The organism is Gandjariella thermophila (assembly GCF_005405885.1).
Taxonomy (GTDB): Bacteria; Actinomycetota; Actinomycetes; order Mycobacteriales; family Pseudonocardiaceae; genus Gandjariella; species Gandjariella thermophila.
This window is the reverse complement of the sequence record NZ_BJFL01000067.1, coordinates 1-11,733: the sequence shown is the minus strand read 5'-3', so window position 1 is coordinate 11,733 and position 11,733 is coordinate 1. Positions and strand designations below refer to the sequence as shown.

General features: G+C 64.7%; 8 protein-coding genes. 4 read left to right on the top strand and 4 right to left on the bottom strand.

Annotation, left to right across the window (positions count from 1 at the left end):
* Positions 1-82 precede the first annotated feature (82 nt).
* Complete coding sequence (locus FFT21_RS27500; RefSeq protein WP_137816832.1) at positions 83-757, top strand: hypothetical protein; 675 nt, start codon at positions 83-85, stop codon at positions 755-757.
* A 70-nt stretch (positions 758-827) separates the two neighbouring features.
* On the opposite strand, the gene FFT21_RS27495 is transcribed toward FFT21_RS27500, so the two are convergent.
* The 3 genes from FFT21_RS27495 to FFT21_RS27490 form a co-directional block, all read right to left on the bottom strand.
* On the bottom strand, positions 828-1,361 hold the full coding sequence (locus FFT21_RS27495) for a hypothetical protein (RefSeq protein WP_137816831.1): 534 nt from the start codon (positions 1,359-1,361) through the stop codon (positions 828-830).
* 500 nt (positions 1,362-1,861) lie between these two features.
* The gene (locus FFT21_RS29030; RefSeq protein ID WP_153816593.1) at positions 1,862-2,023 is read right to left on the bottom strand and encodes a hypothetical protein; all 162 of its coding nucleotides are present in this window, start codon (positions 2,021-2,023) and stop codon (positions 1,862-1,864) included.
* Positions 2,024-2,179: 156 nt separating this feature from the next.
* Positions 2,180-2,536, bottom strand: a complete 357-nt coding sequence (locus tag FFT21_RS27490) for a hypothetical protein (protein ID WP_137816830.1) — start codon at positions 2,534-2,536, stop codon at positions 2,180-2,182.
* Positions 2,537-2,842: 306 nt separating this feature from the next.
* Here FFT21_RS27490 and FFT21_RS30830 point away from each other — a divergent pair, with 306 nt between their 5' ends.
* Positions 2,843-3,067 (top strand): transposase, encoded by a 225-nt coding sequence (locus FFT21_RS30830; protein ID WP_192909793.1) that lies wholly within the window; start codon positions 2,843-2,845, stop codon positions 3,065-3,067.
* A gap of 653 nt (positions 3,068-3,720) precedes the next feature.
* Complete coding sequence (locus FFT21_RS27475) at positions 3,721-4,749, top strand: PIN domain-containing protein (protein ID WP_137816829.1); 1,029 nt, start codon at positions 3,721-3,723, stop codon at positions 4,747-4,749.
* 1,980 nt (positions 4,750-6,729) lie between these two features.
* Here the strand turns inward: FFT21_RS27475 and FFT21_RS27470 are convergent.
* Complete coding sequence (locus tag FFT21_RS27470) at positions 6,730-10,959, bottom strand: hypothetical protein (RefSeq protein WP_192909792.1); 4,230 nt, start codon at positions 10,957-10,959, stop codon at positions 6,730-6,732.
* 438 nt (positions 10,960-11,397) lie between these two features.
* Here FFT21_RS27470 and FFT21_RS27465 point away from each other — a divergent pair.
* Positions 11,398-11,733: helix-turn-helix domain-containing protein (locus FFT21_RS27465; RefSeq protein ID WP_137813421.1), on the top strand; the 336-nt coding region annotated here is incomplete at its 3' end.

Sequence of the window (11,733 nt, the reverse complement as noted above, 5' to 3'; positions counted from 1 at the left end):
GCACCACCAACGAGCCGACATCCCGCGACTGGTCTCCAGAAACGATCACGCATGCCTATCGGCACGCCGCCCGGAAACCTTTATGACCTGCACAAACGCCGAATTTAGTTCAGTCAACAAGACCCTGGGACTGCGGCTGGGGGTTCCGGCGTATGTGGCGCCGTTGGTGGCTCCGGCTGTTGATCTGTCGGTGCTCGGGCTGTTGGTGGGCACGCGGTACCTCGCGCTGCACGGAGCGTCGCGCGAGCAGTTGCGTCCGGCGCAGCGTTTGTTGATGTTTGCCAGCGTGGTCACGCTGGGCTTGAACGTGGCGGAACCGATCTGTGCGGGTCAACTCGGGAAGGCAGCGTTCGATGCGGTGGGTCCGCTCCTGTTGATCGGTTGGGCTGAGGTCGGGCCCAGCTTGTTGAAGGCGATTCGCGAGGTCGATGAACCGGGCCAGCAGCGAGAGGTGCCGGAGGCGGGCCGCGACGAGGCCGACAGCGAGGAAACAGCGCCGCGCACGGCTGTGAACAACGCTGCTGGTCGGAGCGATGATGGCAAGGGCGCGGCGGCGTTGGCAGGTGTCGAGGACGACGACCCGTTGGTTGCCGATGCGTCCCGGTTGGATGCTGAGCACTGGGATAAGCATCGGCGACCGATCTCGGCGGAGACGCTGCGCCGCGAACTTCGTGTCGGGTCTCGGCGTGCTCGCGTGTTGGCCCGCGTCGTGCGCAGTCGCCGTCAACCGGGAACGGCGGCGGTGATGGCTGCGTGAGGACGAGGCTCCCCGCTGGGTCCGGTCTTCGTCGGGGGCGGCGTCTTCGTTTGCACGGCAGGGATCAGATTTACCCATTGTCACGCAACGATTTCATATGCTCGTGGTGCCACCGTCCGACGGTTCCCGCGGGATTGATATATCCATAGGTTTCGAGGTATCGAGAAATTTCAGCATCTGAGTTGTGGGCGGTCAGGCGCCGGTGCTGATCCTTGGCAAGAATGACATCTCTGACTGGACCCGACCCCAACTCAGTGATAAAAGAGAATAAAGCGGATGCGTTGCCCGAGTATCTCGCGATGAGATAATCTTGAAGTGCCTTCCGAAAGGCGTCGAGTTCATCTTGAATAATCGATTCTTCTGCTTGTTTTACCCAAGAATCGACATTCTTGGCGGTGACTCGGCGAGCCTGTGGCCGGTTAGCCGTCGTCCATTTTCGGCCGTACCACCATGGCGGGTCCTGGCCTGAGTCGTCCTTCTGCAGGAATCGGCCGAGCACCGCGCGGCACAGTGGCGGAGTTCCAGGCGGACCGAGGTCGTCGAGGGTTTCGATGAGAACACCGCCCGGCAGCGATGACACTGCAAGCGCGCCGAGTTGAACCAAGTCGAAACGCTCATGCGGACGAACCCGGGGTTTGCCCTGTGAGGCTGAATGCTGGCCCCGATGAAACGATCATTGTAGCGAGCCCAGGCCTCCACGAGCGTTGGCGCCCACTGCCCAGGCCGCAGCGGCCTTCGGTAGGGGTTCATGCGCGCACGTCCGTACCGGACTGCAGCAAGGCGATCCCGCTTCCGGCTCGGATCTTGCTCACGCTTCGTTCGGCCGACCAACTCGGTGTCCACCAGCGTCATCATGCTCGCTCCTTCGTCAGCTGGGCGCTCTGTGCGACCGCGCAGCCAGTGTCCTGGCGCCTACCTCTCAAAACCCAGCAAACTTGTTTGACTGGTATAGTTCTTCCACTTGTTTTCGGGCTGGCTCGGATTTTGAACGTCCTGACCAGTGCAAACAGGTCGCCCGGGCGCCTCCGTGCTGACTTGTGCGCCTGAAGATTCTGGTTGGCATAGTCTTGACAGCATGATTGCGAGGTTTGAACCGGGATTACGTCAGGCGGATCGCGTCCTGAGCTGGGCGGCCGACGCAGCTGCCGTGGTCCCAGTAGCCGGGTCGGCTGGGCTCTGGTAGAAGTCGAGGTTCCAGTAGTACAGGCCCGCGAACTGGTGGTCGCGGCCGAACTGGCCCACGGCGGTGAACGAGGTTGCCTGCACGGTGTCGTTTTCCGGTGCGTGGGGTCGCTTCCGTCGTTGGGGTGTTGGTAGAACCCGGGGGCTGGGCGGGGATGCCGACCTCGTCGCGCACGAGGTCGTGCAGGTTCACCGGGCGGGGCAGCGCCGCGAACGTGCCAAACGCACAGCCAAGGAGGTTCAACGCCAGTGGCGGTAGCAACGTTCTCGTTCAGCATCAGCGTTCCCGATGAAGGCAGAGCCGACTTCACCGCTTCGCTTCTGAACGATCAATGCGGCGAGGGAAGGCTCGCCGCGGCGGACGCAGTCCTCCGCGAGTAGGTCCAGCGGCCGACCGAGACCAGCCGGCACAAAGGCGCAGTCGATGGCGGCCGACGCCTCTTCGTAGGTGAGTGTGCTTCGTCGCTGAGCAGCGACGATGAGAGCCGAACGCAGCCGCACGACGGCTTCGTACATGACGGCCGTGACTTTGATGGGCCGGTCTGGGCGGAACGATGTCTCGACGACGTCTCCGACCGTGAAGCTGGTTGTCGCCACCGTTGGCACCTGTCCTCGAACAAGTTGACCTGCAGAGAGGATGTCTCATCCCGGCAATCGATCGTTACGCCTGCCGCGTCCGGTCAGTACCGACAGGTCCCCGGCGCAGCGCGCATTGCTCAGCTGTGAAGGCCTCCGTGCACGCGTCCTGGCCAAGCAGGGCCTGGCCACCTATCAGTCAGTGGCAAAGAGGGCTTCGGGGCCCCGCGGCCGCGCCCTGCTGGTCCAGGCCTCACCGGATGGCGCCTACCGGGCCCGGGTCAACAGCTCTGCCGGCTGCTCGACGCGCTGACCTCCGAAATCGACGTGGCCACCCATCTCGTCTCCGGCAAGCTCGCAGGCCACCCTGGCTACCACGCCATCCAGATCATTCCCGGCATCGGCCCGACCCTGGCGGCGGTGTTCGTGGCCGAGGCCGGCGAGGTGACCCGCTTCGCCAGCGCGCACTTGTTCCAGCACCTGGTCGATGACGATGTCGTGCACGGCATGGAGCTCGCTGTCCTCCGCCTCCAGCCAGCCCATTTCCAGTAGCACATCAACGTGGTGGGCGGCGAAGTGCTGCTGGTTGCGGTCAAGGCTGGCCTGTCCCGCGGCCTCCACCTCGGCCCTGGGCTGCGGGCACGCGCCTAGCGTTGCGGCGATGGCGCGTAATTGGGGGCGCGGCGTCACGATCTCGAGCCGGGAGGCCGGCCTGGAAACGGACAGCTCGTCCTGGTCAGCCTGTGCCCGAGCCAACCGAGCAGGTCGCCGGTGCGGCTGCCGAGCAAGCGCTTCTGCACTGGCACATGCGCGAGTTCGACACTGGCCCGGGCGGTCGGCTGTTCGTGGGCGAGCGCAACCGCCAGAACTGCCGAAGCTCACCACCGTACGCACGTGGAAGTGGGCGCGGCAGACGGCGTTCACCGAGGAAGTGGCGGCCTCTCCGTTGGCCGGGACGCCCTACCACCTGCGGCACGCCGCGGTAGCGACGTGGCTAAACGGGGGAGTGCCGCCGACCACGGTCGCAGAGTGGGCCGGGCACTCCGTGGAAGTGCTGTTGAAGATCTACGCCATGTGCCTCGATGGCACGGACGCCGCGACCCGTCAGCGCGTCCAGGAGGCCCTTGGCCACCGAAACCGCTGAGCTGGATTCAGGCCGGCTAACACGGGCGCAACTGTCGGTGGCGGTAGCTACCCTCATCGCCATGACGAACGTGCAGGTGACGGAGGGTGCACAGCGAGTGCACCTCGACCCGTACTGCTCGCTGGTACCTCGCCTGGTGGGGATCGCCGACACAAACGCCCTGCTGAGCAGCGTTGAGAATGACTGCCGGAAAGGTTTCCGGTCCCGGCTGCGCCGGATGACAGCCTTCGGAACGGCAGTCCTCTACGCGCCCGATCACGTGTACGGCGAGATGTATCGGCGGTTGCCGAAGGTCGCCAAGTCCAGTCCGGTGCCGCTGGCCGTCCTTCGCGCCCACTTCGAGCAGTACTACTTGCCGATCCTGCGCTTCGTCACGGTCGCGGAGGCAGACGTTTCGGATGACCAAGTACTGGCGATCACGGACCTCGACGATCTGCCGACCGGGCGACTCGCCAAGCTCATCGGCCCGTGTGTGGTCTTCTCCGACGACAAGCACCTGCGTAAGCCAGGGTTCGCACCGCAGGACTGGCGTGTAGTGGCGGGGTTGGCGGCCGACCTCGCCGAAGGAGTCAGCAAACAGAACGTTGCCGGTGCCCTGGCGGTATCGCCGGGGTGGGCGCTGACCGCACTGGTCAGATTCGTTGGTCGGCGGTTCGGCGTGTCACCGGGGCTGCTCGGTGGTCTAGTCGCGGTTGGCGCAACGCTCCTGCTAACTGACTCCCAACGACGGACGCGGCTCGGACGATCGTTTGAGCAGTACGGCATCCCAGTCCTTGAGGCCGTGTTCACTGCGATCGAGGAAGCAAGACTGCAAGAGGAAGCCAGCATCGTGGCGTTGCAGGAGGTGCTTCTGGCGGCGCCCAGCGAGCCGAGTGTGAAGCAGCAAGTCGCCATCGTGCTGGCCCGGCAAACCGAGCCGCTGCTGGCGTCAGAGGTTCAAGCGCTCATTCGGGACTACTTTCCAGCCGCCACGGTGCCGACCGTTGCCGAGGTTCGGGCCGTGCTCCGGGGCCACCCAGAGTTCGTCCAGTACCGCCAATACCGGTGGCAGTTCGGGCGGTGTGCGGTGCCGTCTTCAGCAGCGAGCTGAGAACCCGGTTATTTTTCCCGAGATCCCCAAGGTGCATCCGCTGCATTATGGGAATCGGGCAGAGGGCTCAATGCAAGGCGCCGTAGCAGGGTAGCGACGGGCCTGGAGATAAGGGAGAAATGACACTGTGCCTCGCCGGCTTAACCCAGACGAAGCAGTCGAGCTTATGCAAGCGGCTGGGGTTGATCCGCTAGAACCATATCGAAACTCCACTGTCCCCTGGCGATGCTGTTGCCGCACGTGCAAGCGGGAAGTAACTCCACGGCTCGGTAATGTGCGAGCTGGTCAGGCAGCGTGCAAGTATTGTTCAGGACACGCGGTCGATTCGAACAATGCTGCCGTGGTAATGAGAACTGCTGGCTTGGAACCATTGCAGCCTTACCCGGGAGCTGGTCGACCCTGGCGGTGTCGATGCAAAAAATGTGAGCGAGAGGTACGCCCGAGGTATGCGGTGGTTGTCAAAGGTGGAGGATGTCGATATTGCGCACCGGAACGAATATCTAAAGCTGTTCGGTTGAATTCAGAGCAAGCTGAGAGCGTGATGCGTCGCGCGAGGCTTGAACCATTGGAGCCATATCCTGGTGCTAATCAACCCTGGCGGTGTACCTGCTTGGAATGTGGGGAGACGGTGACACCGCGATACCAGGACGTCGCCCGTGGGCATCGAGGATGCCGGTTGTGTGCGGCAAAAGTAAGCGGAGCAAAGCAGCGACTTCGGCACGAGGATGCCGCTCGCCTGATGCTTGAAAAAGGTTTAGAGCCGCTCGAACCCTATCCTGGGGCCGGATCGCAGTGGCGATGTCGGTGCCTCGGTTGCGGAGAAGAGGTCACATCGCGATACGGCAATATCCGTCAGGGATGGGGCGGCTGCCGCGCATGTGCCGGACGCACGTCGGACAACCGGCGGCGCGGCGATGAAGCCCAAGCCGTGCAAGTCATGCGTGCCGCCGGTTTGGAGCCCTTGGAACCATACGAAGGCGTCATGAAGCCGTGGCGGTGCCAGTGCTGCGCGTGTGGTAAAGAGACAAACCCACTGCTTAATAACATAAAGAAGGGGCAAACTGGGTGCGGTTGGTGCGCAGGTAACCGCGTCGATCCCGAGATGGCGGTATCGGTGATGCGAGCGGCACATTTGGAACCGCTTGCCGAGTACCCGGGCGCACACGCACCCTGGCTGTCACGCTGTCTCCGTTGCACCAAGCTTGTGACACCTCGCTACAACGGTGTGCGACGTGGGACGGGCTGCCGCTACTGTAACGACACCACGATCAAACCCGACGTTGCTGCAGCGCGTATGCGAGGCGTCGATCTCGAACCGTTGGAGCCATATCCGGGTTCGTTACGCCCATGGAAATGCCGATGCCTCAGATGTAAGCGGATTGTCACGCCCTGCTACTCAACCGTCAAGCAGGGCTGGGGTGGCTGCCGCTGGTGTCGAACGTCCGGGTTTAAAGCAGCGGATGAGGCGCTCATCTACCTTATTACTCATCCCGGCTACGGTGCTGCCAAAATTGGCGTCACCGCACCAAGCGGAGTGCGCCTGTCTCGCCATCAGACACAAGGATGGCAGGTATTAGTAAGCGAAACCGTTGACGGCCAGATAGCTCTAGGCATCGAGCAAGACATCCTTAACTGGTGGCGTGTAGAGCTTGGCCTCCCCAAGTATCTCAGCCCGAAGGAGATGCCCAACGGTGGACACACTGAGACAGTTGAGACCGACTGTATCAATCTCGCAGCGACAATGAGTCGTATTAGGTCTCTGATCAGGGGAAAACCCAGTAGGGTCCGTCCATAACTGGTCCAACCGTCCGCGCGCCGCCCGAAGTCCTGGTGTTACGTTCCACCATGCACAGAGCACGAGGTGTGAAGGTTCACGACGCGATGCCGGAGTCCGTGAACGATCTCCACGAGGCGGCGGACGCGGATGTCTCGGTCCCCAGAACATCGACCACCTGGAATCCGGGGACGGAGTTGGCGGGATCAACTCGGGGTGTCGCCTGTCGTCGGAGTCTTGCGTCGCGACCAGGAGCTTGGCGTCGGCATGTTGCCGTTGACCACGAGGACGGCGACCCGGCTTGGAGCTTCAGGATTGTCCAGCCCGTGCAGGCGCGGTTCCAGCGTGAACAGGTAGTTCTCCGGCGTGCCGATGGGCAGTACCTTCGGGCTCATGTCGAGGATGGTCAGGATGGACAGGCGGGCGCCGTCAGCGGCGGCGTACTGCGTCGGCTGGCCCATGTACTTCGGCGCGGTGTCGCGGGTGACGGGCGTTTTGCGTTCGACCTTGAGTTCGGCGGTGATGCCGTCGTGCCGTACGTCGAGGTAGCCGAGGGCGAGCGGGTTTCCACGATCGACACGACCACCGAGCTCCGGATCCGCGAGCAGGCGTTCGTGTAGGTCGTCGTGGAAGGTACGCTCGCTGACCTTGGTGCCGCGGCGGTACTTCTTCTCCCAGGTCATACGTAGGCTGACGCGGCAGATCGCGGTGAGCAACCGGCAGAATGCCTGCAGTTGGTCGGCGTCGTAGCCAGCGCGGGTGAGCTGTTCGTAGTAGCTGAGGAGTCGTTCGTCGAAGACGGGGTAGTCGGTGACGCGGTCTCGGGAGTGGTCGAACGGCCGGAGCCGCAGCTCTCGGTGGCCGGTGATGTCGAGCACTTGGGAGACGGGTTCCCCGTCACGGGCGCCTCGCCAGGTCAGCCGCACCAGCAGGGGCGGCGCTGGCTGGCCAGGGCCGAGGGAGAACCGCAGGACCAGCGGACCATTTTTCGTGTACGTCTCCCCATCGCCGGCGTGCTCCCCGCGGCTCCAGGTGAACTCCGGGGTGGTGATCTCCGCCGGAGTGAGGTGGGTCAGGAGTTCGCCGTCCAGCCGGTCGGCCCAGTCAGGCCAGATGCCGGACTGAACCTCCATCTGTAGGTCGTACACGCGATCCGCGCGCAGCACCTCCGGGCCGCTGATCAGTTGACTATCAACCGACGCGAGGACCACGGCGACCGGAGTCGGAGCGGGTCGGTCAGGCTCGTCGACCGTCGCGGAACCGCGCATCGCGGCGAGCGCCCGAAGGTCGCGGCGACGTGGCCCGGTCACGACCGGCACCGGGATCGGCAAGGGTACCCACCGAGCGAGGATGGCGTCGGCGGCTGTGCCCGGCGACAGATCGGTCAGGGCGGCCATATGCGCGTACAACGGGCCGGCGAGCGGATCATCGGGCGCGAAGCGTTCGGCGAGTTCGGTGGCGATGACATCGGCACGTCGGGTCGCGGCGGTGGCGTGCGCGGTCATCGCGCCGGTATCGGCATCGAGTGCGGCGGCGTCGGCACGTAGGAGGTGCGCGCCAACATCACATGCGGCGGCGACAGCGCGGAGGTAGGCGCCGGTGTCGGTTGCCTGTCGGGATGCGGCGGCAAGCGTGGCCCCTACAATGGCCAGGGCATTAGCTCGCTGCCGGCGTGCCTGCGCTGGATCGGCTACGGTCGTGCTACTGCGTTCGCACGCGGTGAGCAGGTGCCGAATCTCGAGGGCCGCGGTGCAGGATGTGGCCAGGGTGCGCGCGACGTCGCTGTCACTCACGCTCGTGAGCGCCGATGCCGCAGCGGTGACGCGCGTGGCCGCGTCTGTCCAGTCACGCCCGGCCGCAGCGGCAGCGTCTACCTCGGCGGCGACCCGGATTAGGTCCACGATCAGCCGGTGGGATGCGTACGCGGGTTGGTCCGGGGTCGCATTCAAGACGGCAACCATGATCGAGACCGCGTCGTCAGCGCGGCCCGCGCGCCAGGCAACCTCGGCGAACTCAGCCGCACCCAGCGGACGCTCCGGTGCCAGCGCGAGTGCCGCCGCGCTGAGGTCGGTGAGCGGGAGATCGGTAAGACCGGGGCCGCACGCGAGTAGAGCACACAGCTCCCGATCGTCGTGGGCGTTCCAGCGGTCGTTGATCTGGAGGTCGGCCGCCTGGCGAAGTCGAAGGCGCGCCATCGGAGCGGAGCGCTCGGTCGTCGGCAACCATGCGTGATCAAGAGCGTCCCGTAGGTCGTAGCTGTCGAGGTGGGACGCCACAGCGAGAACGGCCTGTTCGACGGCGGCGCGCTGATGCTTGTCGCCGTCGTGGACGAGCTTGATCGCAGCAGTGATCGCGTCCTTCACCGCCTCCGACTGGGTGGCCGGGTCGACGCCGTGCAGCAGTCCCAGCGCGTGCATCAGCAGCTGTTCACGAGTGGTATTGGGCCAGTCAAGGCGGGCCGCGGCCCGTGCGAGGGCGCGCGCGACCGCGACGTACGTGTCGGTGAGCAGGGCAGGGAGCAGATCGAGCAGGCTGGACGGGAGCTCCTGGTACGTCGCGATCTCTGTCCAGGCGTCGATCGCACGGGCGCGCAGCGAGACGTCGCTGTCAACAAGATAGCTGTGCAGAATCGGCAGGATCGTGCGCAGGACCCGTTGCTCGCTCCCGTGGCGGCTCCCGATCCGGCCGAGCGTGCGCAGCAGCCACCACAGTAGGTCGGTACCGCGCTCGGTGTCCCGCTCATCGGCGACCAATACCGCGATCGTCGAGCACACCGCGGCCGGGTCCGCTGCTGCGACGGCTTCCACCGCGCCGAGCACGCGGCTTAGAGCACCACTCACCGCACTCTTGTGAGCCAATGGTTCCAACGTGTTCAGTTGTGGCGGTTCGCTGGGCACATCCAGCCTGCTACTGGGTGGCGGCTGCCGGTCCGCGTCGATCAGGGTGAGGACGGCCCCGAGCAAGGCCGGCAGGTTCGCCAGCGCGCCGCCCGGATCTTGGCCAGCCAGGTCTTTGATGAGGTCGGCAGCTTCGACTCGGACGCGGTCGCCCCAGTCGCCGCTGAGCCGCGCGGTGGCGGAGGCCAACAAGGCCGCCGCTACCGCTGCCCGCCGATCGGCGTCCGGAGTTGGGTCACCTGGTTCCCGCCATCGGGGGTTCGGCGAGATCAGGTCCGCCGCGCGCGACATCACATGCAGAAGCCGGCCCCGAAGTTCCTCGCCGCCTCGGCGACCTGCGGTGTCGACTGCTTGTTCGACGTCTCCCACGCCCAGGATGAGCAGTACGGCCAGGGTGCGCTCGATCGCCGGTCGAGCGGGATCGTTGAACTCGTCGTCCACCACTGCGAGGTCCAAGATCAGGACATTCACCAGGCTGGTCGCCAGATCGGGGTGGGTAGTGGCCAGGGCGCGGACGGCGCCTGCCGCAGTTGCCCGGTCGTGCGCGGAGACCTGGTAGGGCGTGGGCGCAGGTGAGGGCAACACCAGAGCAGTCGGTGCGGACGGAGCGGGCAGCATCTCGCGCAGCACACGTGCCAGCACATCGGGAACGATGCCGGCGGCAGCGCGCAGGCCAGTGGGGTCGTTCGTCTCGTTCGGCCGGGACCGGCCGAACTGGTCCAGTGCTGGGGCACCCGCCAGATGCACCAGCGCGGTACACACCTGTTGGTCCAGAAGATCGGCCGGAACGTGAGTTCCCAGGTCCGCGATGCACCGACCGGCCGACACAACCGGGCCACGACGCAACGCCGCTACCGCGGCCCGAGCCACATCACTCGAGAACTCCTGGCGGGAAAGCGCCAACCGCCGCAGTGGATCGAGCAACTCATTCGCGCCACCGAACGATTCGACGACTTCCACGGCGACGGTCACCACATCGGCGGTGAACAGCTCAGGCTTGCGGTCAGCGAGTGCGGTGAGCCTTGCTAGGGCAGCCGCTCGGCGGTCGGCGTCGATGGGCACGTCCGGATTCCTGTCGATGACGCCGATGTCAGCAAGCGCACCTGCCATTGCCTCACCGCTGCCCGCGGCGAGAGCCCGCCGCCGCTCGTCCCGAGTCACCCAGAGCGCCCGGGCCTGAGCAAGCCGGTCCTTCTCGCGGGTTGCGGCGGCTGCCCGTGCCGTATCCGCGTCGTTGACCATCGTCGCCAGGTTCGGTACGTCACCGGTCGGATGCCGCTTGGCACATCCGATGCAGTGCTCTCGGTAGAACTCGGTCGCGATCCACCGGAGATTGCTGGCCATACCGCCCAGCGCGACCGGGCACCGAACCTGACGCATGTCGACCGGTAGTCCCGTCTCCGCCTCGACCATGCCCCGGCCGCCACCGGGAACGAACTCCATGTTCAGGCAGTGCCTGCGCGCGAGCTCGACGATCTCCTGGTTGGCCTTGCCGAGCTGCACGCCACGCTGCCATACACGCTCGGTCGATCCGTTCACGAGGTCATTCTCCCGCACGCACCCGACAGAAACCTCGTTGTCACCGCTTCAAGTACCAAACTCTCTCCGCAGGGGCGCCACGGTGATGGCAACGCCAGGCAGGGCGGACACCCTGCTCCTGGGACTTGCGGCGCGAGGTTTCCAACTGGGCGGCCACGTTGGCGGGGATGCCCAGCACCTCAACGGCCTTGACCAACACTGTGAGCGACAGCGTCCTGGCCAGGTGCGCACCTTTCAGGTCAATCCAAAGGTATTGAGCACTACTCTATATGTGCCAATCGCAAGTAAGAGATCCGTTGTGTCATCTCGACGAGGGAAATCGCCATCTTCAGATACAGAGCGTTATTCAGGCCGGCTTGATCACCTCAAAGTAGGGCAACGACCCCGATCAGATAAGATCGTTTTCCTCCCACAGAACACGACTTACAGGCGGGGCCGTTGCGTTACCAGTCTACTACAGGACTTGCTGCCGACCAGATCGAGGAGCTTGTTGCTCGCATTTGGCAGATCGCCTCCTGCAATAAAAAGCAAGTCTGGCCTCCGGTGGTGGGACTATACCGCGCTGTCGTACTCACCTTGGTATACGTCCGGCAGAATCTGAACCAGGCGGCTGTGGGCGACCTGTTCGGAGTCAGCCAGTCGACCGTATCAAGAGTTTATCGATCCATACTTCCGCTGATCGGGCAGGCGTTGTGCCTGCACGTTCCGAACCTCGAAGAGGCGATCCGCGGCCGACTCGTCCTGGTCGACGGAACCGATGTGCCCACCGGCAAC